Raw genomic sequence first — 25,468 nt, forward strand, 5'->3', positions numbered from 1 at the left:
TACATTTTTGACCCTATGTGTGGGTGGTGCTTCGGCGCCACCTCACTGATGGAACAACTGGCACAACAATCCCATCTTGAACTGGTACTACACCCCGGTGGCATGATGGATAAAGCACAGATCAGTCCTGATTTTCGTGCGCATATTTTGCAAGCCGACCAACGCATTCAGCGTGAAACAGGCGCAGAGTTTGGCGAGGCGTATTTAGAGCGTGTACGCAGTGGTCAACCACTCATGCTCGATTCGTACTTCACAGCCCAAGCCATCATTGCGGCACGTCTTGCTGGCAAACGTGATTTCGACATGCTGAAAGCCATTCAGCGTGCGCACTACCAGCAAGGTCTGGATGTGACACAAACGGATGTAATGCAACAGTTAGCGCAAGCGATGGGCATTACCCCTGAAACATGGCAAAACGTGATGCCACAAGCTGCAGCAAAAGTACGCAGTGACATTGCTCAAACCCAACGCTTAATGCAACAGCTGGGTTTAGGTGGTTTTCCTTCGTTAGCCATTGAGCAAAATAACGAGTGGTACACCTTAAGTCCTAGCCACTACTATCGCCGCCCACAAGAGTGGCAAGCATGGTTAGAATCACTCAGCGTGACAGCATAAAAAAATGACACCCCATAATGGGGTGTCATTTTTTTATTCGATTAATAAATCAGAGACTCTTCCTCGCCAATCCGCCAGCTCATCTCGCCAATGTTGTTGCTGTTTATCTGAGCTATTTTGCAAAATTTGCACAACATAACGCTGACCTAATTCGCGGTTATAACTCAGCTTAGCTTTCAAGATCATCCCGTAATGCTGCTCAGGGTTTAGTAGTAAAGATTCGAGTTGGGTCTGAAATGCTTCTGGTTGTGTTCTTTGTTGCAATAATGTACGCACCTGCTCACGCATCGTCGTTTGAAATCCTATCCAATCGTTGGCGGTGGGTTGAATATTGTTACTCCAAACCTTGACCAACTCTTGCTGGGACTTATTTAAGGGTCCAAGCCAATCTTCTAAGCGATCTGTAATCCGCTCTTGATAAAAATCACGCAACTCACTCTCATCCATCTTAATGAATTTCTTGGCAAATTTGTCATGTCGTTTAATGAAGGCTTGCATAAACTGTTCGGTTTGCTCCTCACTGAGCGTGGCGGCCAGCCGGCTGACATCCGGTAGCAGCTTGATAACCAGACGCTGATAGTAAAATCGCATTTTCTCTTGGTACTGGGCTACCTGCTCAACCGTTACGTCAGGTAAAGAAAGCGCCGAAAGTTCATCCATCATTGCCAAATAATCGGGCAATTCTTGGGCACGATGCCAGCTCTGTAAACTCGGCATCGTTTGTTCAATCAAGGTTTTCTGCTGCGTATTCAGGTCAACAAAATCCTCAGCATAATCAATCACAAACCAATCAAGATTGTGGTAGACCAACTTAGTCGCGCAACCAACCAGAAAGGTACAGAGCAGAAGTACACGAAGCCATTTCAACATAAGAGAGGTCCTTTCTTAATTACTCTGGGTTTTACGCAGTAATTCAAGCGAACGTTCAACAACCCAGTGAGAAACTTAAAAAAGAATGGCTGAAGCTTTGAGAGAAAGAAAGCTGGTCAAGACCAGCTTTCGGATTTATTTGGAGAGAACCCACAATCTGGCGACATTCTCGGCCAAATCGGCAAGGTTAAAATCGGACTCTTTAAGCGCATCTTCAAGCGACATGGCCCGCGGCACCGCAGCGAAAACCGCATCGATCCCGCACTGGTACACGGCTTGATAGTTATCGCCAGTACAGCCGCACAACGCCAGCACAGGAACGTCAAAGCGTTTGGCAACTTTGGCCACCCCCATTGGGGTTTTGCCATGTACGGTTTGACTGTCGATGCGCCCTTCGCCAGTGATCACTAAATCTGCATCACTGACTTGATGAGCAAGTTGAACCGTCTCCAGCACAATCTCAATACCCGGCCGTAATATTGCTTGAGTATAGGCCAAAAGCGCCGCGCCCATCCCCCCAGCCGCCCCCGCACCGGCACTCTCTAAAACCATTTTGCCAGTCACTTTTTCCGTGAGTAAACCAAACTGCCGTAAGGCTCCATCCAATAATTGAACATCTTCTGGCGTTGCCCCCTTTTGCGGACCAAATACCGCAGACGCACCTTTATCGCCACATAATGGGTTGTTCACATCACAGGCCACCAAGATATCGCAGTTCTGTAGCCTTGGGTCGAAATCTTGTAAATCGATGTGGGTCAACTCGCGTAAACCGCCGCCAGTCAGTTGGATGGGATCGCCATCGGCATTGGTAAAGCGCGCGCCAAGTGCCGCAAGCATGCCCACGCCGCCATCATTGGTCGCACTACCACCTAGACCAATAATCAGCTTAGTGACACCTTGATCTAAAGCGTGTCGGATCAGCTCTCCCGTACCAAAACTGGTGGTGAGTTTAGGGTCGCGCTGCGCAAGCGGCACATGATGTAAGCCGCTAGCCGCGGCCATTTCGATCACCGCAGTTTGGTTATCTCCCAACATTCCATAGAAGGCCTCGACTCGTTTACCTTGTGGCCCCATCACTTTGACTTCAACAAGTCGTCCTTGTGTGGCGTCCACCAACGATTGCACCGTACCTTCACCACCGTCCGCAACCGGGATAGCGACAAATTTTGCATCATGCCATACCCGAGCCAGCCCAGCTTGAATCGCATCACACACTTGCTTTGCCGTTAAGCTCTCTTTAAAGGAATCTGGGGCGATAACCACTTTCATATCACGCGCTCCTGCCTATTTGTTGCCATTATTCCGTCTCTTTTCCGCCTCACCATTTATGTACTCATATCATCATCCAAAAATCCGATACTCAATAAATCTCGATAACAGTTAGTTAAAAGTGTGATGACTTCTGGATACCCGCCCATCACGGTATGTGCATAAAAAGAAAAGCTGCCCGCAGGCAGCTTTGATGGGGATAAAATAGAGGTCTTAATTAGGTGCGGATATGCGCTATTGCACTATTAAGATCGTCAACGTTGCGTTGTAAATCCACCACAACAGGACCCAGTTGTTTGATCGCTAGGTTCATTTCACCAGACAGCGTTTTGATAGTACTGAGGTTACTTGAAATCTCATCACTTACCGTTAATTGCTCCTCAGTCGCGGCAGCAATTGACGTGTTGAGTTTATGGATCTCTTTGGCCGAGCCCTGGATAGCCACCAACGACTCGTTGGCCACGCCCATATTGCCACGGGTTGATTGCATTTTATCGGCACTGACACGGATCGTTTTGGTCGACATCTCCGCTTTTTCTTGCAGCATAGAGATCATGGTTTCAATCTCGCCCGTCGATTCTTGCGTACGCTGTGCCAAAGAACGGACTTCATCAGCGACCACCGCAAAACCTCGCCCTTGCTCACCCGCGCGAGCCGCTTCAATCGCCGCATTCAACGCCAGCAAGTTGGTCTGCTCTGCAATCGCTTTAATCACATCCAGCACGTTGCCGACATTATTGGACTCAGTAGCCAGTTGTTGAATGATCTCTGAGGTTTTTTGGAATTCGCCGTCTAAATCCGCAAATTCGCGAATCGTTTTCTCAAACACTTGTTTGCTGTTATTGGCTTCTTTTTCAGCACTGCCTGCATACTCTTCTGCCATATTAGTGCTTTGGGACACACTCGATAACGCAGAAGTCATCTCTTCCATCGCGGTCGCCGCCATCTCTAACTCTTGGTCTTGTTGGCTAGACATCTTCATATTTTGATCCGTGATGCTACGAATAGTGTCGGAAATCGAGGAAATGGTGTGGTTAACCTGATTAATTTTACTGATGGTTGAGCCATAACTGCCTAGAACTTTGTTAATCGTACGTCCAATCACGGCCAGCTCATCATCGCTTTTTTCTTCAACCCTTAAGGTAAGGTCTGAATTGTCATCGGCTCTTTGTAAGACACTCGCCATTCGATCAATTGGAGTCACAATTTTACGGTTGACGACGACGTAACCAATAATGGCAATAATAGCGACCACAACTAATGAGATATTACCGATCAATACGGTACTTTTTACTTGCTCTGCGGCTTGGTTAAACTGCTGTGCCGTTCGTGTTTCAAGCTCTTGGAAGAAGCGGTCAATCGGGGCCATGATCTTAGCTTTTTCACGATGGTACTCTTCACTGTGCAGCAGTTGAACCGCCATGTTAACATCCGGCTCGCCTTTTACCGTGTAGTTGCCACTCGCATCAGGAAACAAGCCTTTTACCGCATTCATGGCTTTCACTTCCATATTCACTAAAGCATCGGAGTTATTTTGCGCTTCTTTCAGCAAAGCGAACTCTCTGTCACTAAAACCGAGGTCTTTCATCATTTGCTGTAGCGCGATGGTTTGCCCATCCGGTTTAGGTTTTTGGCCGTATTGCAGGACAAGATCCCAATAAATGGTGTGGTAGCTCTCGGGGCGGGGCTTTTTGCCGTTACGGATATCAAGAATATCCATATACATCTTTTCGTATTTTTCATCCCCAGTGACCACATAGGTACGCCCTAAGCGGGTCAAGTCATCGGAACTTTGGCGTAGCTCATCCGCAGCTTGGTAAGATTGATAACGGATCAACGATAATCTATCGACTTGCTGTTCGAGACTATCCAATTGGAACACAGTCGCCATAGTAATCGCCATGCCTACGCCTATCGCCGAAAAAACAAGCTTCATCGTGGTGTTAATTTTCATGGAAAATCCTTCTAGGAAAAAAAAAGCGTATATCCGGTCATTTATAATGACTTTTTTATTGTTACTTTCAGCTTAGAAGATGTTTAACGAACTGGTAGGAGAATGTTGCTTTTTTTCTATGGGTAATGACTCAGATGTCTTTGAACGATACGTATCTAGCACTTATGCCTAAAAGCACTGTGATCATTGTGCCTATCAAAGTGAAGTAGATCACATGATTACTTTGATATGGGGTCAGGATAAAAATAAAGCGGCTTTGCAGCCGCTTATTTATAGAGAGGTCGATTTATGACTCAAGAGTCATGCTTAGCCATTAGAAATCTTACGATGGCCTTCTTCCAGATGAACAAAGTCCACCAAATCATCGCCAGAAACTTGGTATGCTTGGCCAAAGCCTTTCACGAATAAACCCTGCTCTGGCTGTAGACGGAATAACATGAAGTCTTGCAGTTGACTGAGACCATCAATGATTTCGCCAAAGCGCTCACCCATTTGTGCAATCACTTGGCACCACAACTCGCTGTCACGTTCAACCATGCTGGCAACCGCATCAAAGGTCAGACGTTTACGGGCGAAAAGTTGTTTTGCTTCCGTTTCATCTTCAATCATCATGATCGACACTTGCGGATTCACTTCAAGGTTACGGGCATGACGGGCGATGTGCGAAATCAGCACAAAGTAGCCTTCTTGATTTTGTACGAAAGGGGCATAACTAACATTCGGACGACCTTGCGCATCGACTGTCGCCAGTTGCAGCGTTTTACGCTCTTGACGGAACTCTTTGATTTCTGGCTCTAAACGACCCTGCAAACGCTCTTGCTTAACTTGCTGATCCATCTCTTTCTCCTCAACGATGGTTTATTATTGTTTGTGTTGTTGCTGCATTGCTTTAAAGCGTGCGACTTGCTCTGGGATCAATTCGCGTTTCTCATCACGTCCCAGATAGATTTTGAACGCGTTTTCACCTTGAGCGGTAAAGAAGCCGAAGTAGTGGCTCTCGCGTCCCATAAATGGCTTACTGACTAAAGCCACATGGCTAATATTTTCGAGTTTCAAATGGCCATGCAGTTCCCCATCACGACCCATTAAATTGTAGTAACCCCGTGCAACTTTCCCTTTTGGAAAAGGTGCTTTGACTTCAAAAATAGAACCCGCAATGGTCATGATCGTGGTGACAGGGCCCCATTCTGGCAGACTTTCTAAAATGGTTTGCGCATGAGAGCCATCCACCACCGCGACCATCTCTTCAGGAAGAGCATGCACGATGTCAAACTCAGTGACATTGAGTTGCTCAGCCATGGCGGCAGGTAATAAAGTGGGTTGCTGCTCAAGAAGTTGAGCGACTTGCTGTTGTAATGATTCCATTGTTTTTTCCAGTCTAGTTATGCTTATGCGATACGCTGCTGTTGATATTTGTACGAATGAATAAGCACCTGAATACACGCCTGCGCAAGGCTTACCGACCAGAAGCGTCCGGCGGTAGTCAGAGTGAGATAGTCTTGCTCCACCTCAACCAAACCGATTTGTTGCCAACGTAAAAAGAGTGGCTTTAACCAGTCAAAGGTTTGGTGGTGATAAAATTTAGGTAAACGCTGTTTGGCGATGACGCCCGAGTCAAATCCGGCTTTCAAGGCGGCAAACAGGGGTTCATATTCATGTTGGCGAGCCATCATGGCGACAAGCGGTTGACCATTTTTCATCGCGTCAAGGTAAGTATCGAGCTGGCGATGTTGCATCAGTGAGTAACCGCCCATATTCCCGCCCGCACCACAACCAATCGGGAGCACTTCGGCGTAGGTTTTGGCCAAACTGTTATAAAGGCTGCGCTCGCGGTTGTCGCGAGTCCAGTGGTTTACGCTCAATGGGCGCAGATGATGCTTCGCCATAAATTCCACCCCGATTTGGTACAAGGTGGCTTTATCTGGCGTAGTAGCCGGTGGGGATAATTTGCCTTTTTCAACCAGATTGAGCATCGGGGCACTACCGCCAACGACGAGCTGGTATAAATCAATCCCTTGTGCCCCAGTCTGCATAAAATCTTGTAGATCTTGCTCGAACACTTGCGCCGTTTGGTAGGGTAAGCCGTAGAGTAGATCAATCACAATCGGCGCTTGTTGGGTCGCGGCCAACGAAGCGATACGCTCCATCACCACCTCACGATCATCCAGTCGTTTGGCTCGGCGTCTAACCTGAGTATTAAAACTCTGCACACCAAAAGAGAAACGGTTAAAGCCCCCTTCCAGAGCGTTTTCAAACATCTCATCACTGAAGCGATGAATTCGACCTTCTAGGGTGATTTCACAATCTGGCGTTAATGGAAACGACTCACGGATTGCAGTACCCAACTGCCGGATCTGATCGGGAGAGAGCTCAGTCGGCGTCCCCCCACCAATATAGACCGCATGAAAGACGCCAGTTTGTGTCCAAGGCAGTGCCGATTTTTGTTTGATTTCTTCAAGTAACGCTGCAAAGTACGCATCCACCAACTGGCGACTCGCCGCGTTTTGGAAGAAATTACAGAAAGTACAACGTACTCGACAAAAAGGAACATGGATGTAGAGACACCGCACCTGTTGACGTTGGCTGACTTGTTGGGTGATGTGTTGCCACACGTTCGCCTGCTCATGACTCGGTACAGGCATCGCAATACCGCCTGCATGGGCTGAATGCTTATTTTGAAAAGCAAAACGCAGCGGATCTGGCGTATTCGCACCCAAAATAGATTCATCAAAATTATCTAAAATCAACATTCTCATTTCTCAAGCCAATCCCCATACAACAAGGGCTGCGCTTCTCTTCATCTCATACGATCAAAATCATAAATTGACGCTAATGATAATGCAATTGATAATTGCTATTATTAAGATACTGAGCAATAATATTTGCCCACTAAGGCTAATCGCGTATGGATTTATCCATGCCCCGTTAGTCTGCATGAATTGAAATAGCCAGTTTGATCAGCCTGCCACTTGCTGAGTTTTCAGAGAGACAGGAGCAATATCGTTGATCATCGTGAGGGAGAAGGACGTGAATCTGAACAGATATGTCATTGCGGGAGGGCTTTCCCTAGCTTTTCACGCGCTATTGCTTATCACGACAGATGAAGCACAGGTGTTTGCCATGCCTGCTGGAAACCCAACTCAATCGGTTTCGATCAATATGGTTTCGATGCCTAAAGTCGCACCCGCTCAACCAGAGCAAACCCAAACAGAACAATCAAAACCGGAATCGGTCAAGCCGACACCAGTACAAGAAGTCGTAAAAACTCCGCCTGCTAAGCCGAAGGTGGAGCCGCACAAACCTAAACCTCAAACCGTGAAAAAACCCGTACCGGCTGAGCAAGCCCCATCCAAATCGGTAGCGAAGCCGCAACCGGAGAAGGTAGAGCGTACCGCTGAAACCCCACAAAAGCCTGCGCCAACGCCTAATCAGCAACCGAGCCAGCCCACGGCGGCTAGCCAAGGCATCACAAGTCAACCTATTTTGGTGGATAAGCCCGCTTTAGTGAGCGCACAAGTTCAACCACGTTATCCACGTATTGCTCGTAAGCGCGGGATCGAAGGTACAGTGATGTATGAAATTTGGCTGGATGCGCAAGGTAATCAAATCAAGCAGCAGTTGCTCTCTTCATCCGGCACAGAAGCCTTGGATCAATCGGCGCTCGAAGCCATTAAACAGTGGAAATTTTCTCCACATATTCTTGACGGTGTGCCCGTAGCTCACCGAATTCATATCCCTATTCGTTTTAAATTGGAAGGCTAATGGAATCGTTACAACAACTCCAACAACAGCTAGGCCTGATGGCTTGGCCACTTTTCATTTGCTCAGCATTAACGGTAATGCTGCTCGCGGAGCGCCTATTTCAAGTGCTGCTCAGTTTAACCGTAGGCAAAGGAGCGATTCGTCACGCTTTGCAAGCTACCTCCCCAAAAAACCCAAAGCAACTGGCTGAACTTACAGAGCATTTCGCGAGTAAGCGTCCGGTGCTGTATCGCGGAGTGGCGATGCTTTTGGCCCATCACCAATTTGATAAGTCATTGCGCGAAGATGCGGCGGGCATTTGGCTACAGGAGCAGCGTCACCAGTTTAACTCGGGGTTGCGTCTCTTGACTTTGATTGGTGTGATCAGCCCTTTGCTCGGTCTGTTGGGTACCGTACTTGGCCTGATTGAAATGTTTAAAGGGGTGGCCGCCACGACCGGAAGTATTACCCCCAATGTGTTAGCCGATGGTTTAGGCGTTGCAATGTACACCACGGCAGCGGGTCTGCTGATTGCCGTTCCGGCAGTTGCGGGGGCCCAATTGCTCAGCCTGTGGGCGGATCGCACTATGGCTAAACTGGAACATACCCTGAACTACGTGAACCTTTGGCTAGAAGGCATGACACTGCACGCCGACGCTTCACTGACAGTCGTGACACCGCAAGAGGCCACAACGGAAAACCTATGATCAAGTCCTCAGCCAAACACAACGACTTCGGCCTGACTCCGGATCTCACTCCGCTACTTGATATCATCTTTATCGTGATGGTGTTCTTGCTGCTGACCGCGTCAGTACGCTTGGAATCGTTGGAAGTGGCTCTGCCCACGACCGATTCACCCGTAGTGAATGAAGTGAATAAAGAATCTATCACCGTCAATATCTTAGCCACCGAACCTTATTGGGCGATTGATGGTAAGCCCTACCTCGACTGGCATAACTTCTCGTTGGCGCTTTTAGAGTCTGTACAAGTGGATAAGCTTCCGGTAGTCATCGCCGCCGATCAAGGGGCTGAGGTTCAACAATTAGTCAAACTGTTGAGCTTTTTACAAGAAAACGGCATTCAAGCCACCCAGTTATTAACTGAACCTTCTCACTCTTAATGGAAACAAGATGAAAATCACTCAATCATTGGCTTTATTACTGGCCTGCTGCACCTCAGGCATCAGTTTCGCTCAAGAACGGATCGTCAGTGCAGGAAGTGCAGTGACTGAACTGATTCTAGCACTGGGTGCTGAGCAGCAATTGGTGGCGGTCGATGTCACAAGCGAAGTGCCGAGTTCTCTCAATTTACCTACCGTCGGCTATCACCGCCGCTTGGCCGCTGAAGGCTTATTAACTCTTGAGCCAACCCACCTGATTGGTTCAGATGAAATGGGACCCGATACTGCATTACAACAACTGCGCAGTTCCGGTATCCAAGTCAATGTGATCAACAGTGATTCGACGCCGCAAGGCTTGTTAACACGTATTGACCAAATTGCCCAAATCACCCACACCGAACAACACGCTCAAAAGCTGAAAGAGAACGTTCTGCAGCAGATCAATGCGTTGCAAGCTAAGCGTCCGGAAAAACCTAAGAAAGTGCTGTTTTTACTACTGCATGAAGGTCGTGCGGCCAACGTAGCGGGTAGCGATACCGTCCCCGATACCATTATTGGTTTAATCGGTGCTCATAATCCTGCCTCTCCTTCCATTACTTCGTATAAGCCGCTGTCCATGGAATCCATGATTGAGATGCAACCTGACATGGTGCTGGTCAGTGGTCGCAGCCTAGAAAAACTGGGGGGTGCTGATGCTGTGTTGAATGCCGTGCCTATGCTCGCGGCAACACCAGCAGGACAAAACAAGAATATTGTCGCGATTGATGGCCACGCCTTAGTCGGCGGCTTAGGTCTGAAAAGTCTGCAAGAAGCGCAGCGTATTCAAGCTCTGCTGTACCCCTGAGGCCACTCCCAGTGTTAAGACGATTTCCTTTTTCTGTGACCATCAGTTGCCTGACTCTGGCGGTCTTCTTTGCAGGGCTGTATTCCATCACTGTCGGACCGATGAACATCACCATCTCTGACAGTATTCAAAGCCTGCTTTTTCGCTCCGAGCAACTCACGAATGCGATTCATCTCGTGATCCATGACATTCGCTTACCACGCACGATCCTTTGTTTGTTGGTTGGGGCGATTCTCGCGCTATGCGGCACCGCTATGCAGGGGCTATTTCGCAACCCGTTAGCTGAGCCGGGCATCATTGGCGTCTCTTCTGGTGCCTCTCTTGGTGCGGCACTCGCCATCGTGTTGCTCAGTGATGTAGTGTCAAGCCTACCTTGGGTGAATAGCCTGGTGCTGCCTATCGCGGCTTTCATCGGTGGCGCGCTGACAACTGTATTGGTTTATCGTCTTGGCACCTCTAAATTTGGGACATCGGTGACTATCATGCTGCTGGCTGGGGTAGCTATTTCGGCTCTTGCAGGCGCAGGTATTGGTTATCTTAATTATCTCGCGAGCGATCAAATGCTGCGCGACTTAACCCTATGGTCCATGGGTTCCGTGGCAGGCGCGACGACCTCCAGTATTTTGCTGTGCAGTGTCACTCTAATCATGCTATTTGCCTATTTCCATTGGCGCTCGATGGCCCTGAATGCCTTATTGCTTGGAGAGGCGGAAGCGCGTCATCTTGGTGTTCCAGTACAAAAACTCAAAAGAGAGATGATTCTGCTTTCGGCGGTAGGCGTCGGGGTTGCGGTAAGTGCCGCAGGTATGATCGGTTTTGTGGGGCTTGTGGTGCCCCATATTGGTCGCATGTTGGTGGGTCCCGATCATCGTAACCTAGTGCCAGTCTCCACCCTACTTGGCGCATTGATGCTCACCCTTGCCGATATGGTCGCTCGGGTTGCGGTTGCGCCCGCTGAATTGCCAATTGGCATTGTCACCGCACTGGTCGGTGCCCCCTTCTTCTTGTATCTCCTATTCCAACAAAAAGGTCGAATATTCTGATGCAGACTATTGCAATTCAAGGCAGGGATCTTTGTGTCACCTACGGCTCTCGCCAAGTGCTCGATCATGTGGATATTACCTTGCGCTGTGGCGAAGTCGCGGCGTTACTCGGTCCTAACGGATCCGGGAAAAGTACCTTACTGAAGCTGCTCTGCGGTGAAATGAGCGGAGCAGGCAAACTCGATTATTTTGGTGTTCCAGCATCGCAGTGGCCTGCCGAAAAACTGGCTAACCATTTGGGCATTTTGCCCCAGCAGAGCTCATTGACTTTTCCTTTTACCGCGCAAGAAGTGGTTGAGCTGGGGGCTATCCCACTCAATCTACCGCGCAAAGAAGTAGAACGTGTCGCCCGTCATTACATGCTCAAAACCGATGTATTACACCTCGCAGCCAGTCTTTACCCTTCTCTTTCTGGAGGTGAAAAGCAGCGCTTACATCTCGCGCGAGTACTCACTCAACTGCACCAAGCCGGTCAACAGCGTATTTTGATGCTGGATGAGCCGACATCAGCACTCGATCTCGCTCATCAACACAACACACTGCAACTCGCGCGTCAGTTAGCCGATGAAGAACAATGTGCCGTCGTCGTTGTGTTGCATGATTTAAACCTTGCCGCGCAGTACTCAGATCGCCTGATCCTGCTTCATCAAGGCAAAATTGTATGTGATGCGACACCTTGGCAGGCGCTGACCGCAGAAAGAATTGAGCAGGTTTACGGCTATCAAGCGCTGGTTGCCGCCCATCCTACTCGTGATTTCCCAATGGTTTATCCAGCTTGAGGAGTCTCTCAAGTCGGTTTCATCACCTTTAGGGCTTGTCTATCCCCTATTCCCATAGACCAAAAGCTCTGTACCTAACCGTTGCGCTTAGGTGCAGAGCTTTTTACTGATGAAGTAGGCAGAAGGTGAAGAATCAATTCACCATGCTGACTAACGAGTGCCCCAGCAACCATTCCACTTCTTTTTGGCTCTCTTGTCCGAATTTCTCTTCCGTCAATTTATAGAGGCGATTAACCCCTTTATGAGCAAAATCATGTGCACGCTCCGCTGTCACAATGTGGTGAAACAGCAGACGCAAAATGGCCACAAACTCAGATTTCTCCATGGCTTTTAGCCAACTGTCACGAAATGCCTCCATGTCGTGTTCAAAATCGAGGTATTCCATAAACATTTTAAATATGCGTCCGTCTAACGCAGAGGCGAAATCGGTTTTCTTCGGGAAATGGTGGCTGATCCCAGTTCGGGATACCCCAGTTTGCTGGCTGAGAGTGGTGTAAGACATTTTGTCATAACCCAGTCGAAGCAACTGGTCGACAACCGCATCCATAATGGTCTGAATCGTCACTTCAGTATCTTCTTTACTACGCTTAGGCATGGTCAGGCTCTTTTCTAACGTCAAATCTTTGTCTGCTTAACAAGTCAGCAGCACGATAATTATCATTAAAATGATCAGGGGCAAACACTACGATGGAGTGAACTCACTACTACGGTTTGACTCACCTATTCAATACTAGACAGCCAAACGGTGAGTTCTTACATTTGCATAAACCTTTGTTACTTTTTTGAACAAGGTCACTTGTATAAACCGCTGTTGGCTAGGTAACCGCAATAAATCATATTTTGGTAAGCAAATAATCCAACAATCTATTGAGTGTGACAATGAACTGGTCGAAATTCTGACAATTTTCCGACACTTGGAACGCCAAATTACCGGAGAAGATCACAGAAGTCCCTACTCTCTCCCACCAGATGATCGCGCTTTGTACTTTTATTTCCCTGTATTTCCTTCTTCATTTTATATCCTAAGTAGCAGACCATTTTTGTGGCATAAGCCTAAAGAGAGGACTAAAATGGCCCCATTATGAGTAAGTAAATTAAGTCGTAAGAGGATTAGGATATGAGTAACCAAACTTGTGTAGAAAATGAAGTATGTGAAGCGTGTGGCTGCGCTGGCGAAATCGGTTTTATTATTCGCGAAGGTGATGATGTCGCAGAAGTTTCTCTGTTTGGTTCGGATAAAGCGCATTTAGAAGGCAAGCTGGCGGAATACATTAGCTTAGCCAAGCAAGTTTGTGCGAATGTTGAGTATGAAGTGGCTCCCGTTGCAGATAACGCGACAGAACTGCACGCTCGTTTTAAATTTGAAGTGAGTGCTGAAAAACTGATTTTCGAACTGAAAACACGGGCGCTTGCACGCTAATCGTCACCTCATCACATCGAGCGGGCTCAAGCCCGCTTTTCTTTTCTCACTCCCTCGTCGACGCCAATCCAATATCCCCAACGACTTGACGCTGCAGCTTCAAGTAGGAAGGGGATATACCCAAACTACTTGGAGTTGCAGGTAGGCGGCAAGAGAGTGAATCCCCATGAGCATAGATAAACTATGTGATTGGGGTGAACGAACGTAGCCAACGCCGCTGCAGCTTCAAGTAGGAAGGGAATAAATAGGAAAAGCCATAAAGCCTACTCCACTGCCGCCGATACCCTTTATACTGACAAAACTCGCCACACAGGATAAACGCTTCGCCATGATGCTTCGTGTTATTGCCCTTTCATTGTCGCTTATCGCGGGTTGCACACATGCGATGGCTTTGGATCTCTACATGGTACTCAACCATCTCGACAATTACGGTAACCTTGATCTGCGCGGCAAGCCCTACACTTCCTTGCCGGAAAACTTCACGATCAAAGGGAATTTGAATATCGCTAAAACTGCGATCAAATCGCTACCGAAAGGCACCATCATAGAGGGCAGCTTGGATGCCTCAAACAGCTCGCTGGAAAAAGTACCACGGGGCACGAGCATCAAAGGCTACGCCAACTTACTCGGAACCAAAATTCAATCGTGGCCATCCGGTGTAAAGGTAGGCGGTTATCTCAACTTTACTGACACGCCATTAACCACCCTACCAGCACGAATGACGGTAAAAGGGGATCTCAGTGTGATCCGCACACCGCTCACTGACTTGCCAGAAGGCATAGTGATTGAAGGACATCTCTTCATTGGCGGCTCACAAATCACTCGCTTCCCAGACACCATGACGGTTAAGGGCAATATTTACTTAGGGGGTAACCAAATCAGTAAATGGCCAAGCAAACTCACACTCGGCGGTGCTGTCGCTCGCTAAAATAGAAAAAGCAAAAGAGGAGCCGATTGAGCTCCTCTTTTGCTTAAGCGGGGGAATTCATTAGATGTGATTACGTACGGGATTGGCGTAAGCATCCAACAAATAGCGATGAGCTGGCTCAGGCAACTGCGCCAATTTTGCCTGTAACACTGCGCGCACTTCTGGCGTAATGTCTTTATCGTCTTGGCCAGCCGCTAAGCGATTGATTGGGAACAGCACATAGTTCTGGTGGATCTGTCGGTCAATCTCTTGCGCCAGAGCTTCTGGTGTCTCAAATGGCTGGGTAATGACATCACCAAACGCGACATGCACACGGCCTTTATCACCCACAATGCCTTGGATGATGCTTTCGATATCTTCAAATTCACCTTTTTCATAACTGCCTTGTGTCGCTTTCTCATACAGCTCGCGCGCTTTTGCGATGTCACAAGGATCGTTCTCATAGGAAATCGAAACCGGAACCAGATTGAGTGAACGAACATAATCGGCAAATTCCATTTTTTGACGACGTCCTTCAACATGGAACATTTTTAAGATAGCCGGATCGGTTTGGTCATTACCATCTTTGGCACGCCCCTCTTTTTGAGCGATCCAAATGGAGTGGCCTGTCTCCAGCGAATGTTTGATGTAAGCCGACAGCGTACCGAGAGCTTTCATCATTTCTCTTGGAGCTTTTGCCGAGCGTTTCACAATAAAGCTTTTGTTCAAACGCATCAGCTCGGTCGCACAAGGCTTTTTCAAGAGGTTATCGCCAATCGCAATCCGTACGGTACGATGACCTGCCATATGCAGTCCGTAGTTGACTAAGGCTGGATCCATCGCGATATCACGGTGGTTACAAATAAATAAGTAGGCCTGTTCTTTATCCAACTTATCCAAGCCACTATAGCTCACCCCTTTCGTGGTCTGCTCTAAAGTTTGGTCTAGGTATTTTTTTACCTCAAGTTGGATCGCTTCGACGCTGTCCAACTTCGCCCATTTACGCTTTAGGTAAAACTTAACCAGCGGTGCCATCAAAGCACGCAACCAAGCAGAATGGTGTTTGAAGCGATGTTTCAAAATCGCTGAAATAAACTCTTGGTCGTTGATGAGACGAGAGAGCGCCGCGGGGATCTCGTCATCATTGTAAGGACGAATATCAATATAAGGATCAGTTGTTGAAGTCATAGGTTTGTACATCAGATAAAAAACGGGCCTATTCTACGCATAGTTAGCCCTGCTATCAGCAAGGATGTCTAAGGTCAGACCAGAATTATGTATCCCTTTATTTACCCCAATCACGGGAATTGGCTTTTTCTGCGATAAGCGTTAATCTTAGCGCCCTTAAAATTCCCGAGGCATCTTATGAACTACGCTATTCAGTCTGAAACGCGCCACTATCCTTACCTTGAGGTATCGGCTCGGAAACGTGCGCTAAAACACAGCCTGATCCGCGTTGAGCAAGGTTTGTTACTCTTTCGACTCGGAAAGCATGAGTATGCCGTGGAAAAAGGTCAAACGCTTTGGATTCCTTTCGACTGCTTGTGTGGCCTCACATTTTTTCCGGACACACACATCACTCGGGTCGATTTTTCACTGCGTTTAAACGTGCGCTTACCGCACAATGCAGGATTTATCAAAAGTTCTGAGCTTGCGCTGGCCGTATTGCACCGATTACAAAACAGTGAACGCCACCACCCTACGTTTACTCATCTCACCCAATTACTCATGCTTGAGCTGACCACTTGTGACCCAAAACTGAAGATGTCACCACTCACTCAAGCCATCACGGAATGGCAACCGCAAGCGCATGCGAGTGTCAGCAAAGAACAGCATGTGGTGCTGCTGGTGCGTGAAGCGCTCAAACGCTCCCAATCCGGCGCTCAGACACACAGCATTATCGAGGAACTGTTTTCCGGCAATGCCGAGCATTATCACCAGCTTTGTACGTTAGTTTTAGGACGAACACTATAAGCACGCAGTTGCACAAAATTTCAATATAAATCAAATTATTATCACAACCTCCGAATAAAAGTGTGATCTCTAACTGGCTGAAGTGCCAAAACATAACTATAAATTTATTAATAATAATAACCCTATCGTTATGGAAAGGAATCACGATGAAATTCAGCCATAAAATTGTTGCTGCGTCGTCTGTACTTCTGCTTGCTACTGTTGCGCTGCTTTCGGGTAGCCAATACTTCAAAGTCCGAGATGAAATCCGCAGCATGGTTTCTGACAGTGTTGATGAGATTGTCGATGGTGTAAGTAAAACGACCGCCGAAGTCATCAATGGCAGAAAAAGTATCGCGCAATACGCCACTAGCTTGATTGAGAGCAATCCTGAACCCGATAATGTGCGCACGATCATCTCGCAACCCTTGATCAAAAACACCTTCCTTTTAGTAGGATTTGGTTTAGAGAAAGACGGTTCAAATATCAATAACGACCCGAGTTGGAACCCGGGCCCGACTTGGGACCCACGTGTTCGTCCTTGGTATAAAGACGCCAAAAATGCCGGTAAGTTGGTGATTACCGCACCTTACGCCGATTCCGCCAGCGGCGAAATTCTGGTTTCCGTCGCAACGCCAGTCAAAGACAGCGCAACTGGGCAATTCCTCGGTTCCATCTTTTACGATGTCAGCTTGGCTGAACTCGCTGAACTGGTTAACGAGGTAAAACTGTTTGATGCGGGTTATGTCTTTATTGTGTCCGAAGATGGCACCACCATCGCCCACCCGAAAAAAGAGTTCAATGGCAAACCCATGTCAGAATTTTTGGGTGAAAGCAAAATCAATGTTGATACCCATCAAGTCATCATCAATGGCAAACCCTATGCTGTCAGCTTCTCCGATGTAGAAGGCGAAGATTGGTATGTCGGTGTGGTGATTGATGAAGAAATTGCTTACGCCGCGCTAGATGAATTACGAAGAAGTACGCTCATTTTCACTGTGATCGCCTTAGTGATCAGCGTGTTTGTTCTACTGTTTATCGTTCGTGTCCTAATGAAACCTCTCGATACTCTTAACGACGCGATTCAAAACGTGGCTTCTGGTGAAGGTGACTTAACTCAGCGTTTGAGCACCAATACTGATGAAGAGTTTGCCAAACTGGCGATTGGTTTTAATACCTTTACTGAAACGCTACAGAAGCAGTTGATCCAATCCAAAGCGATTGGTGCCGAGATCTTACGCGGTTCAGAATCGACATCGATGACGCTACAACAGTCGGCAGAAGCCATGCGTTCTCAGCTTCATGAGTTGGAACAGTTGGCGACCGCCATGCATGAAATGGCGACGACGTCTTCAGATGTCGCCAATAATGCGCAAGGTGCCGCTTCGGCTGCAAAAGTGGCTGACGATGCCGCCGCCGCAGGTACGGATGTGGTTACCAAAACCACGAAAGCCATTGATACCCTTTCTGCCACTATTGATGCCGCGGTAGACGATGTGAAAGTGCTGGAAAGCGCGACCGCAAACATTGAAACCGTGCTGAAAGTGATTAACGACATTGCAGATCAAACCAACCTGCTCGCACTTAACGCAGCGATTGAAGCGGCGCGAGCCGGTGAATCTGGCCGCGGCTTTGCGGTGGTCGCCGATGAAGTTCGTACTCTGGCACAGCGTACTCAACAGTCCACGACAGAAATTCGCAACATGATTGAGAAGCTGCAATCTGGAGCCAATGCGGTTGCGGTTGCCATGAGCCACAGTAAAGATACGGCGGCCAGTGCGGTCAACCAAGCGCAAGGCGCGAATGAAGCGTTAGAAAAAATCCGCCTTGCGATTCAGCAGATCAGCGATATGAACATTCAAATCGCCTCCGCTGCGGAAGAACAAAGCTTAGTTGCAGAAGAGATCAACAACAACACTGTCAAGATCAAAGACCTGTCGGATCAAGTTGCTGAATCTGCTGATGAAGCGAACATGTCGATGCAGATCCAAACGGAAAATATCCGCGAGCAGGATGCAATCTTGAATAAATTCAAAGTGTAACCTTAACCAAAATGCAAAAACCTCCCAACGGGAGGTTTTTTTATCACTTCAAATCTGAACGGCTAAAACTCGACATCCAGATCCGTGTCGGCGACCGAGCAGCAAGCCAAAGCCATGCCCATCGAGCGTTCATGATCCATCAAAGCAGGAACTTTAGGCTGCTCCACTAAACCTGACTTTACTTTCACTTTACACGCTCCACAAATGCCCGCACGGCAGCTATTGGGTATTCTCACACCAGCGTCTTCGGCATGCTCCAGCAAGGTTTTCTGATTATCCGCAGAGACTTGAATACCATTGAAACTGAGTGTCACAGCCTTTTTCTCTCGCGGCGCTACGTGCACCGCACCGAAAGCTTCCTGATGATAAGCCGATTCCGCTACCCCTTGTTTGAGCAGTAAATTCTTGGCTTTTTGCATAAAACCGTCTGGACCACACACAAACACTTGGCGGGAAACAAGGTTGGGAATGCGTTTAATGTGCGAGAGAGATAAGCGACCTTGCTCCCCTTGCCACTGCGGCGAAGGTTGGGTTAACGCATAGATGAGCGTCAGCCCAGCATGTTGTTTTGCCAAGGCATCCAACTCCGCTTGGCAAGGGATGTCTTGCTCACTGCGGCATTGATGATAAAACACTACATCATCGAGTTGGTTATGGTCCGCCAGATAACGCAACATAGACAGCATAGGGGTGACACCACTGCCTGCCGAAAGCAGCAGCAAAGGCTGTGGCGCGGTGGTATCCAGATGGAAATGCCCAGTAGGATGCTGCGCGGTCAAGGTCGTGCCAATCTGCAAATTCTCTTGCAACCAATTAGAAACTCGCCCGCCATCAATGCGCTTGACCGAAATCGCTAAACGTCCCGGACGCGATGGGCTCGACGAAAGCGTGTAGTAACGCTGCACAGGCTCACCCTCAATCACCATTTCAATTGGCAGATATTGCCCCGGAAAATACTGGGTAGCGATTTCTTGGGTAGGCTCTAGCCAGAAGGTCACAAAATCACGGGCGATCTCTTCGCGCTCAACACAAGTCAGTGTGAAGTGGCTGATACCTTGGTCTGGGTAAACTTCTTTCTCTTTATATTCCAACACTTCAATCGGATCGCCCGCTCGAATCATTCCCTCATTCTTGGCAATCAAGTTTTGCCCGAAAAACACGCCACCGCGCTCATTAGCACGAAATTGTGAGAGAGTACGCAGCGGCTCTTTGGTTGGCCTAAATGTCCCTTTCTTCACTTCAACCGTGGTTAAAATACAGCGCTCACAAGGTTTGACGGCTTCAAACTCCACCTCACCGATACGGATACGCTTCCAACTGTCTTCGGCAAAGGGCTCTGTCCCAGAAACGACTAAATTGGTACGAAATTGATCCATTGAATGAAACTCAGGGCTGCGGCGATTGAGTTCATCCAACGACGCTTGGCTTATCACCAACAGCGGATAACCATCGGCAAAGCTGACATTGTGACCCACTTTTTCACGTACACGATTGGATTGCTCGCCGCTGTATAAGAGCTCAACACGAATCCCCAATACCGTACTAAACCAATCGTCTGCTTCATCGGTGGTGGTGTACGCGGTGAAATTATCCGCCCAAACTTGCGCGGGTACCGGTTGCAACTTGAAATCTGCATAACGGATGGTAAGCGAGGGATGACCTTGTGTAGAAAACAGCACACCATCATGGCGCAGCGCGGTTTTGATCAGCACCATTTGCGGAAATTTACGCGCCGTCACCATACTTCCGTCAGACAGTGCCAGCATAAAACGACGATCAAAGGTTAAGCCTTGCTTTTCTACCCAAGCGGACGACAGCGCCAGCCCACCTAACGATTTCACTGGAAAGACATTGATTTGAGATAAGAGTCCAGACGACATGGTGCTTCCTTTGGTTGTTGTCATACCTACATTTCTTGGATTTGCCGCTAAGCGGCCACAGAGCGCATCCTCGTGAGCATAGACAAACGCTATGATTGGGATGGAAGAATCTAGCCAAAACTGTTGCAGCTTCGAGTACGACGGAGTTATTTGCGCAACATCATAGAACAAATTGTCACTTCAGACTAACACGTTGTTACAAATCAGGGTTCTGGTTTCTATTCAGATATACCCAAACCACTTGGAGTTGCAGGTAGGCGGCAAGTGAGTGACAAATTTGTCTGGAACAAATTTGCACAGCCATCGGCTGGCCTTTGGTGAGAGCCAAGGATGGCTCTCATAATCCCCATGAGCATAGACAGACTATGTGATTGGGGTAAACGAACGTAGCCAACACCCCTGCAGCTTCAAGTAGGAAGGGTATACCAAGGGCAAAATAGACCAAGACAAATAACACGTGAAATGGATTACACTTTCCACTATCATCCTGTCGCCTAAGCGGAAGCGTTTGCGCGACGCTTTAGGCTCCAATCATTTCATGCATTCATGGTGGGAGCACTCAATGACAACACTGACGATTACACGCCCAGACGACTGGCACGTTCACCTTCGCGATGGCGATGTACTGGCCGATACTGTACGCGACATCAGCCGTTATAACGGCCGCGCGCTGATCATGCCTAACACGGTTCCCCCTGTAACCACCACTGAGATGGCCTTAGCCTATCGTGAGCGCATTATGGCTGCTCAGCCACAGCCGCACTTTGAACCTTTGATGGCACTTTACCTCACCGATAACACTTCACCTGAGGAAATTCGCAAAGCCAAAGCGTCAGGTAAAGTCGTTGCAGCTAAGCTTTATCCAGCCGGTGCGACCACCAACTCGGATTCTGGTGTCACGTCAGCGAAAAAGATTTATCCCGTACTACAGGCGATGCAGGAAGTCGGTATGCTACTTCTGGTGCATGGTGAAGTGACCACGCATGAGATCGATATTTTTGACCGCGAAAAAGTGTTTCTCGACACTGTATTAGCGCCGATCGTGGCCGATTTCCCGCAACTCAAGATCGTGCTGGAACACATCACCACCGCAGAAGCAGTGAACTTTGTTCGCCAAGCCAATGAAAACGTTGCCGCAACTATTACTGCGCACCATTTGCTGTTTAACCGTAACCACATGCTGGTTGGCGGTATTCGCCCACATTTCTACTGTTTGCCAATCCTAAAGCGTGCGACTCACCAACACGCGTTAGTGGCAGCGGCAACCTCTGGCAGCAAGAAATTCTTCCTAGGTACGGACTCTGCCCCGCACGCCAAAGGCCGCAAAGAAGCCGCTTGTGGCTGCGCAGGTTCTTACACAGCCCATGCAGCTCTTGAGTTGTATGCCGAAGTGTTTGAAAAAGAAGGTAAGCTAGAAAATCTGGAAGCGTTCGCTAGCTTTAATGGCCCTGATTTCTACGGCCTACCTCGCAATAAAGAGACCGTCACGCTCACCAAGCAAGCCTGGCCAGTCGCGGAAAGCATGCCGTTTGGCAGCGATATCGTGGTGCCAATCCGTGCTGGTGAAAACATCGAGTGGACAGTGAAGTAAACTCAGTTCAGATGTACGAAAGGAGAGGTTCGCCTCTCCTTTTTCATTCCCTATTCTGCGATTTTAGATCTGCCGATGCTGTTTCCGATAATCGCTCGGCGTCATCCCTGTTACTCGTGAAAATTCGCGGTTGAAATTCGATTTGGTCTGAAAACCCGAGTTCATAAAAATCTGAGTGATGGAATCTTCACTCTTGGTGAGCGCCTGCAACGCATGATCAAGTCGGTATTCATTAATCAACTTGGAAATATTCTTCTGATGGATTTGGTTAACCGCCGCCGAAATCTGTTTCGCGGGAATGCCGAGTTTGCGCGACAGCTTAGATAAGGTCAGTTCAGGATCTAAGTAGTGCGTTTTTTCCCTCATTTGTCGGTCAAACAAGGCCACTATCTCTTGTGCCCTTGCTTCTGGCATCCTCTCATCGGTTAACGCTTCTTTCTCTTCATGCGAGGTCGTCAGTTCCGAATTAGCGACTTCATCACTGCTGGATGTGCTCACCCCAACCACAATCACGGCGAAGGCCAAAACAGGGATCAGTACCACATGCCCGACAGTCAAAATGTACAGCGAAAAACGTCCTTGGTTGTAGATGAAATCGAGAGACATCGCGCTATCGATCAATGCAGAAAACAGCAGCATCCAACCGGCGATATTTTCAGCCCGTTTGACGTTTTCCCAATGGTTAAAAGCCACATAGATGCGTAACGCATCTTGTGAGGAATAACGCACCAACGCAATCCCGTAAAACAGATAGATCGCGGTCAGAATTTCATCGAGAGGTAGCGACCAAAATGGCTGAGCCAACAAGCTCACCAACACCAGAATTGGGCCAGATAAGTGCTTATAACAACGCGAGAGGCCCTTTTCATGGGTACGAGTAAAGGTACACCACGCAGCAACAGGAATTAGGGAAGCTAAAATAGGTTGTGCCATGCGCAGTGCAGACCAATCGACCGTCCAACGTAATCCAACCACAGCCGTGGTTGCCGCACACAACACTAAAAACAAACAAGCACTTTTCGCCTGCTCAGCCAATCGCAAGTAGAGCGTCACCGCCAATAACAGCAGCATCAGCGAAACCACGAAGGGCACTGGAATCATCAACATATCTTTCCCTGAAAAAGTAAACGAGAGACCGCATTGAACGGTCTGATTACGCCAAAGCTTAGACTAATACCCGTTCAAGTACGTCCTCAAACCCGTTTTAGGACGTTTTTCGCCACAGATTGCCCCACCATTTCCAGTGCCAATTCCCAACATGAGAAACGCACATGACACCTTTACTGACCGCCTATTTACAGGCGTGGAAACAATACTTTGATTTTTCAGGGCAAACAACCAGGGACGATTTTTGGTGGTTCATGCTCGCTCATCTACTGATCACATTGGTGGTGGTCAGTATTGAGATCGCCACAAACAACCCAGGCTGGTTAGATCTGTTTTACAGCCTCATCAGCTTTATCCCGATGCTCGCCCTCTTAGTTCGGCGTTTGCATGATACCCAACGCTCCGGATGGTGGGCATGGGTATTTGTGATCCCCGTGATTGGCCCTTTCTGGCTAATTTACTTACTGGTTCAGCCCTCTTCCTCCCACTTCACCGATAAGGCACTTTTATCATGAGAACTCTATTGGTTTTACTGCTGATTTCAATGACGAATCTTGCTTCGGCGGATCCTCTTAAACTCAATGACCACTTACCCGATCAAACCATTGGCCTACTAACCATCACGAAAATGACCCAAGGGCAGCTTCTTTGGTTAAAAGGGCGAGTGGGAGAAGGAAAATATCAAGCCAAAAATGCCCAAGGACAAGAATGTTCAATAGAAGTGCCAGTCGCGATTGGCAGCTTTTCACAAGCCGATATTGGTATTCACTCTACTCAAGGTTTGATGATTGCGATTACTAATCCGCGTTTAAGTGAAGCGATACTCGAAGGGCAAAGAATTCACAGCGATGATTGGGTATTTGGCACAAAAGAAGAGCGTAAAAAGGTGGATGGCTACATTGTGAGTGGCATTGCTGCCGATGAAGGCTTCATCCTCAATTCCCGTAGGCGTTGGATTTCTTGGCTGCTTGATGCAGAGCCACGGGTGATCTGCAGCGCTGAAGTGGCCAATCACAGCTAAGTCGCTCTTAATCCTATAAGAATGCAATAAGGGGCAAAATGCCCCTTATTCTTCAATCCGTTATTCAGTGCCTATTTTCTGACCAACAAGGTCAGCACTTCAGCGTGATCCGTATGGGGGAACATATCAAACCACTGCACGCGAATCATTTGGTAGCTAGCGAGCTCAGCGATGTCTTTGGCCATAGTTTGCGGGTTACAGCTGGAATAAAGAATGTGTTTTGGCGCGAGCACTTCCAACTGCGCGGTCAGCTCACTGCCCAACCCACGACGCGGAGGGTTGACCAACACTAACTCTGGTGCACTCATCTGGCTTTGTGAAAACTTGGCCGAATCGAGCGCTGCAAAGCTGAGATTATCAATCCCCATCATTTGCGCCGAACGTTGCGCACTGGCAATCGCTTCTGGTTCAATTTCAATGCCCGTCACAGCAGTGTTTGGCGCGGCGCAATGCAGCGCAAAGCCACCAACGCCACAAAACAGATCCCACATTTGTGTTGGCGCAATCTCGCGTACCCAAGCACGTGCGGTCGCGTATAGCTGCTCAGCCACTTTGGGGTTGGTTTGGAAAAAGCTTTTCGGACGGATCACCATAGGCACATCGTTGAACTGTTCGAGCAGGCTTTGCGTTTTGGTGAGGAAAATTTCCTCTTCGCCTTCTAGACGCGCCATATGCACCGGCTGGATATTGACCGAAATGACTTCGATCATCGGGAAAGCTGCGGTCAACATCGGCAAATTGCGTTCAATTCGCTCAAGCACCGCATGGCTGCGCGCCACAAAACGCAGCATAAATTGGCCGCTGTTTTCACTTTGGGTGAGCAGAATAAACTTCAGCTCACCTTTTTTCTTCAGCTTGTTATAGGGCGGAATACCCGCGATGCGGATCCAATTTTCCAGATAAGCGAGCAGCTCTTGCATCGGCTGCGGATAAAGCGGACAAGTCACTAGCGACAAAGGCTGACCTTGCGCATCTTCAATGCCTAAAATCGGCGCGTGAGCCGCACCGAGTACCACCATTTTGGCTTTATTGCGAAACGCGATGTCAGCACTGGTGACAGGGGGTAACCACTGCACATCCGTGGCTGGCGCAATCAACTCACGCAACTGCTGATCTTTATTCGTAACCTGCTCGGAATACGGCTGCGCACATAGGTGGCAAGAGGTACACCGTTTTTGAATAAAGAACTCACACTGCATAATATCGACCGCCGAAAAACAAAAGCCGCTAGTTTATTTGCCTTCCCGAAAATAACAACGAGAATTTTACGGATACCCTACTTCATGTTGTAGACAACAAGTCAGAAAGAGAA

General features: G+C 48.2%; 25 protein-coding genes. 14 read left to right on the forward strand and 11 right to left on the reverse strand.

Annotation, left to right across the window (positions count from 1 at the left end):
* Positions 1 to 48 precede the first annotated feature (48 nt).
* Positions 49 to 615, forward strand: a complete 567-nt coding sequence (locus tag F0316_RS15955; protein WP_002045386.1) for a DsbA family protein — start codon at positions 49 to 51, stop codon at positions 613 to 615.
* Between the two features lie 33 nt (positions 616 to 648).
* Here the strand turns inward: F0316_RS15955 and F0316_RS15960 are convergent, their stop codons facing one another.
* From F0316_RS15960 to hutW, 6 genes are all read right to left on the reverse strand, one after another.
* Positions 649 to 1,485: a DUF6279 family lipoprotein gene (locus tag F0316_RS15960; protein ID WP_149560711.1), complete on the reverse strand. Its 837-nt coding sequence runs from the start codon at positions 1,483 to 1,485 to the stop codon at positions 649 to 651.
* Between the two features lie 135 nt (positions 1,486 to 1,620).
* The gene (locus F0316_RS15965; protein ID WP_149560712.1) at positions 1,621 to 2,754 is read right to left on the reverse strand and encodes a glycerate kinase; all 1,134 of its coding nucleotides are present in this window, start codon (positions 2,752 to 2,754) and stop codon (positions 1,621 to 1,623) included.
* 217 nt (positions 2,755 to 2,971) lie between these two features.
* Positions 2,972 to 4,708, reverse strand: a complete 1,737-nt coding sequence (locus tag F0316_RS15970; protein ID WP_000700947.1) for a methyl-accepting chemotaxis protein — start codon at positions 4,706 to 4,708, stop codon at positions 2,972 to 2,974.
* Positions 4,709 to 5,014: 306 nt separating this feature from the next.
* Complete coding sequence (gene hutZ / locus F0316_RS15975; protein ID WP_000372763.1) at positions 5,015 to 5,545, reverse strand: heme utilization protein HutZ; 531 nt, start codon at positions 5,543 to 5,545, stop codon at positions 5,015 to 5,017.
* Between the two features lie 24 nt (positions 5,546 to 5,569).
* Positions 5,570 to 6,073 (reverse strand): heme utilization cystosolic carrier protein HutX, encoded by a 504-nt coding sequence (gene hutX / locus F0316_RS15980; protein ID WP_000445093.1) that lies wholly within the window; start codon positions 6,071 to 6,073, stop codon positions 5,570 to 5,572.
* 23 nt (positions 6,074 to 6,096) lie between these two features.
* The gene (gene hutW, locus F0316_RS15985; RefSeq protein WP_172626065.1) at positions 6,097 to 7,458 is read right to left on the reverse strand and encodes a heme anaerobic degradation radical SAM methyltransferase ChuW/HutW; all 1,362 of its coding nucleotides are present in this window, start codon (positions 7,456 to 7,458) and stop codon (positions 6,097 to 6,099) included.
* 277 nt (positions 7,459 to 7,735) lie between these two features.
* Here hutW and F0316_RS15990 point away from each other — a divergent pair, with 277 nt between their 5' ends.
* Genes F0316_RS15990 through F0316_RS16015 form a run of 6 tightly spaced genes read left to right on the forward strand, consistent with a single transcriptional unit; the run spans position 7,736 to position 12,235 of the window.
* Positions 7,736 to 8,470, forward strand: coding sequence for an energy transducer TonB (locus F0316_RS15990; protein ID WP_001052686.1), 735 nt, complete (start codon positions 7,736 to 7,738; stop codon positions 8,468 to 8,470).
* Positions 8,470 to 9,156 carry a MotA/TolQ/ExbB proton channel family protein gene (locus F0316_RS15995; RefSeq protein WP_000445085.1) on the forward strand — a complete coding sequence of 229 codons (687 nt, stop codon included), beginning with the start codon at positions 8,470 to 8,472 and terminating at the stop codon, positions 9,154 to 9,156. The genes F0316_RS15990 and F0316_RS15995 overlap by 1 nt, the downstream gene beginning before the upstream one ends.
* Positions 9,153 to 9,569, forward strand: a complete 417-nt coding sequence (locus F0316_RS16000) for an ExbD/TolR family protein (RefSeq protein WP_000597686.1) — start codon at positions 9,153 to 9,155, stop codon at positions 9,567 to 9,569. Before F0316_RS15995 ends, F0316_RS16000 begins: the two co-directional genes overlap by 4 nt.
* A gap of 10 nt (positions 9,570 to 9,579) precedes the next feature.
* Complete coding sequence (locus tag F0316_RS16005) at positions 9,580 to 10,413, forward strand: heme/hemin ABC transporter substrate-binding protein (RefSeq protein WP_000705466.1); 834 nt, start codon at positions 9,580 to 9,582, stop codon at positions 10,411 to 10,413.
* Between the two features lie 11 nt (positions 10,414 to 10,424).
* Positions 10,425 to 11,456 (forward strand): FecCD family ABC transporter permease, encoded by a 1,032-nt coding sequence (locus F0316_RS16010; RefSeq protein ID WP_001891039.1) that lies wholly within the window; start codon positions 10,425 to 10,427, stop codon positions 11,454 to 11,456.
* Positions 11,456 to 12,235, forward strand: a complete 780-nt coding sequence (locus F0316_RS16015; RefSeq protein ID WP_149560714.1) for a heme ABC transporter ATP-binding protein — start codon at positions 11,456 to 11,458, stop codon at positions 12,233 to 12,235. Before F0316_RS16010 ends, F0316_RS16015 begins: the two co-directional genes overlap by 1 nt.
* Before the next feature lie 133 nt (positions 12,236 to 12,368).
* Here the strand turns inward: F0316_RS16015 and F0316_RS16020 are convergent, their stop codons facing one another.
* On the reverse strand, positions 12,369 to 12,830 hold the full coding sequence (locus tag F0316_RS16020; RefSeq protein ID WP_001126285.1) for a TetR family transcriptional regulator: 462 nt from the start codon (positions 12,828 to 12,830) through the stop codon (positions 12,369 to 12,371).
* A 522-nt stretch (positions 12,831 to 13,352) separates the two neighbouring features.
* On the opposite strand from F0316_RS16020, the gene F0316_RS16025 reads away from it, so the two are divergent.
* Both F0316_RS16025 and F0316_RS16030 read left to right on the forward strand, forming a co-directional pair.
* The gene (locus tag F0316_RS16025) at positions 13,353 to 13,655 is read left to right on the forward strand and encodes a YfcZ/YiiS family protein (RefSeq protein ID WP_000070925.1); all 303 of its coding nucleotides are present in this window, start codon (positions 13,353 to 13,355) and stop codon (positions 13,653 to 13,655) included.
* 328 nt (positions 13,656 to 13,983) lie between these two features.
* On the forward strand, positions 13,984 to 14,583 hold the full coding sequence (locus F0316_RS16030) for a leucine-rich repeat domain-containing protein (RefSeq protein ID WP_000979558.1): 600 nt from the start codon (positions 13,984 to 13,986) through the stop codon (positions 14,581 to 14,583).
* A gap of 60 nt (positions 14,584 to 14,643) precedes the next feature.
* Here the strand turns inward: F0316_RS16030 and F0316_RS16035 are convergent, their stop codons facing one another.
* Positions 14,644 to 15,750 (reverse strand): 1-acyl-sn-glycerol-3-phosphate acyltransferase, encoded by a 1,107-nt coding sequence (locus F0316_RS16035; RefSeq protein ID WP_000204879.1) that lies wholly within the window; start codon positions 15,748 to 15,750, stop codon positions 14,644 to 14,646.
* Positions 15,751 to 15,927: 177 nt separating this feature from the next.
* Here F0316_RS16035 and F0316_RS16040 point away from each other — a divergent pair, with 177 nt between their 5' ends.
* Both F0316_RS16040 and mlp37 read left to right on the forward strand, forming a co-directional pair.
* Positions 15,928 to 16,536, forward strand: coding sequence for an AraC family transcriptional regulator (locus tag F0316_RS16040; protein ID WP_142625901.1), 609 nt, complete (start codon positions 15,928 to 15,930; stop codon positions 16,534 to 16,536).
* Between the two features lie 146 nt (positions 16,537 to 16,682).
* Positions 16,683 to 18,557, forward strand: coding sequence for a methyl-accepting chemotaxis protein Mlp37 (gene mlp37, locus F0316_RS16045; protein ID WP_000672482.1), 1,875 nt, complete (start codon positions 16,683 to 16,685; stop codon positions 18,555 to 18,557).
* A gap of 62 nt (positions 18,558 to 18,619) precedes the next feature.
* Here the strand turns inward: mlp37 and F0316_RS16050 are convergent, their stop codons facing one another.
* Positions 18,620 to 20,437, reverse strand: coding sequence for a hybrid-cluster NAD(P)-dependent oxidoreductase (locus F0316_RS16050; RefSeq protein ID WP_114733271.1), 1,818 nt, complete (start codon positions 20,435 to 20,437; stop codon positions 18,620 to 18,622).
* 562 nt (positions 20,438 to 20,999) lie between these two features.
* Here F0316_RS16050 and pyrC point away from each other — a divergent pair.
* Complete coding sequence (gene pyrC / locus F0316_RS16055; protein WP_046121879.1) at positions 21,000 to 22,028, forward strand: dihydroorotase; 1,029 nt, start codon at positions 21,000 to 21,002, stop codon at positions 22,026 to 22,028.
* Positions 22,029 to 22,091: 63 nt separating this feature from the next.
* On the opposite strand, the gene F0316_RS16060 is transcribed toward pyrC, so the two are convergent.
* Positions 22,092 to 23,135, reverse strand: coding sequence for a helix-turn-helix domain-containing protein (locus tag F0316_RS16060; RefSeq protein WP_149560715.1), 1,044 nt, complete (start codon positions 23,133 to 23,135; stop codon positions 22,092 to 22,094).
* Between the two features lie 164 nt (positions 23,136 to 23,299).
* Between F0316_RS16060 and F0316_RS16065 the strand changes: the two genes are divergently transcribed.
* Both F0316_RS16065 and F0316_RS16070 read left to right on the forward strand, forming a co-directional pair.
* A complete protein-coding gene (locus tag F0316_RS16065) occupies positions 23,300 to 23,650 on the forward strand; it encodes a DUF805 domain-containing protein (protein ID WP_000188220.1) in 351 nt (116 codons plus the stop codon).
* Positions 23,647 to 24,156 carry a hypothetical protein gene (locus F0316_RS16070; RefSeq protein ID WP_101412139.1) on the forward strand — a complete coding sequence of 170 codons (510 nt, stop codon included), beginning with the start codon at positions 23,647 to 23,649 and terminating at the stop codon, positions 24,154 to 24,156. The genes F0316_RS16065 and F0316_RS16070 overlap by 4 nt, the downstream gene beginning before the upstream one ends.
* A 71-nt stretch (positions 24,157 to 24,227) precedes the next feature.
* Here F0316_RS16070 and rlmC read toward each other — a convergent pair whose 3' ends face one another.
* On the reverse strand, positions 24,228 to 25,355 hold the full coding sequence (rlmC, locus tag F0316_RS16075) for a 23S rRNA (uracil(747)-C(5))-methyltransferase RlmC (protein ID WP_114708297.1): 1,128 nt from the start codon (positions 25,353 to 25,355) through the stop codon (positions 24,228 to 24,230).
* Positions 25,356 to 25,468: the final 113 nt, after the last annotated feature.

Origin of the sequence: Vibrio cholerae (assembly GCF_008369605.1) — a bacterium.
Taxonomy (GTDB): Bacteria; Pseudomonadota; Gammaproteobacteria; order Enterobacterales; family Vibrionaceae; genus Vibrio; species Vibrio cholerae.

Bases quoted from the DNA above. Each gene is read 5' to 3' on its own strand.
- F0316_RS15955 (WP_002045386.1), top strand. From the start codon at position 49: ATGGAACAACTGGCACAACAATCCCATCTTGAACTGGTACTACACCCC.
- F0316_RS15960 (WP_149560711.1), bottom strand. From the start codon at position 1,485: ATGTTGAAATGGCTTCGTGTACTTCTGCTCTGTACCTTTCTGGTTGGT.
- F0316_RS15965 (WP_149560712.1), bottom strand. From the start codon at position 2,754: ATGAAAGTGGTTATCGCCCCAGATTCCTTTAAAGAGAGCTTAACGGCA.
- F0316_RS15970 (WP_000700947.1), bottom strand. From the start codon at position 4,708: ATGAAAATTAACACCACGATGAAGCTTGTTTTTTCGGCGATAGGCGTA.
- hutZ (WP_000372763.1), bottom strand. From the start codon at position 5,545: ATGGATCAGCAAGTTAAGCAAGAGCGTTTGCAGGGTCGTTTAGAGCCA.
- hutX (WP_000445093.1), bottom strand. From the start codon at position 6,073: ATGGAATCATTACAACAGCAAGTCGCTCAACTTCTTGAGCAGCAACCC.
- hutW (WP_172626065.1), bottom strand. From the start codon at position 7,458: ATGTTGATTTTAGATAATTTTGATGAATCTATTTTGGGTGCGAATACG.
- F0316_RS15995 (WP_000445085.1), top strand. From the start codon at position 8,470: ATGGAATCGTTACAACAACTCCAACAACAGCTAGGCCTGATGGCTTGG.
- F0316_RS16000 (WP_000597686.1), top strand. From the start codon at position 9,153: ATGATCAAGTCCTCAGCCAAACACAACGACTTCGGCCTGACTCCGGAT.
- F0316_RS16005 (WP_000705466.1), top strand. From the start codon at position 9,580: ATGAAAATCACTCAATCATTGGCTTTATTACTGGCCTGCTGCACCTCA.
- F0316_RS16015 (WP_149560714.1), top strand. From the start codon at position 11,456: ATGCAGACTATTGCAATTCAAGGCAGGGATCTTTGTGTCACCTACGGC.
- F0316_RS16020 (WP_001126285.1), bottom strand. From the start codon at position 12,830: ATGCCTAAGCGTAGTAAAGAAGATACTGAAGTGACGATTCAGACCATT.
- F0316_RS16025 (WP_000070925.1), top strand. From the start codon at position 13,353: ATGAGTAACCAAACTTGTGTAGAAAATGAAGTATGTGAAGCGTGTGGC.
- F0316_RS16030 (WP_000979558.1), top strand. From the start codon at position 13,984: ATGATGCTTCGTGTTATTGCCCTTTCATTGTCGCTTATCGCGGGTTGC.
- F0316_RS16035 (WP_000204879.1), bottom strand. From the start codon at position 15,750: ATGACTTCAACAACTGATCCTTATATTGATATTCGTCCTTACAATGAT.
- F0316_RS16040 (WP_142625901.1), top strand. From the start codon at position 15,928: ATGAACTACGCTATTCAGTCTGAAACGCGCCACTATCCTTACCTTGAG.
- mlp37 (WP_000672482.1), top strand. From the start codon at position 16,683: ATGAAATTCAGCCATAAAATTGTTGCTGCGTCGTCTGTACTTCTGCTT.
- F0316_RS16050 (WP_114733271.1), bottom strand. From the start codon at position 20,437: ATGTCGTCTGGACTCTTATCTCAAATCAATGTCTTTCCAGTGAAATCG.
- pyrC (WP_046121879.1), top strand. From the start codon at position 21,000: ATGACAACACTGACGATTACACGCCCAGACGACTGGCACGTTCACCTT.
- F0316_RS16060 (WP_149560715.1), bottom strand. From the start codon at position 23,135: ATGTTGATGATTCCAGTGCCCTTCGTGGTTTCGCTGATGCTGCTGTTA.
- F0316_RS16065 (WP_000188220.1), top strand. From the start codon at position 23,300: ATGACACCTTTACTGACCGCCTATTTACAGGCGTGGAAACAATACTTT.
- F0316_RS16070 (WP_101412139.1), top strand. From the start codon at position 23,647: ATGAGAACTCTATTGGTTTTACTGCTGATTTCAATGACGAATCTTGCT.
- rlmC (WP_114708297.1), bottom strand. From the start codon at position 25,355: ATGCAGTGTGAGTTCTTTATTCAAAAACGGTGTACCTCTTGCCACCTA.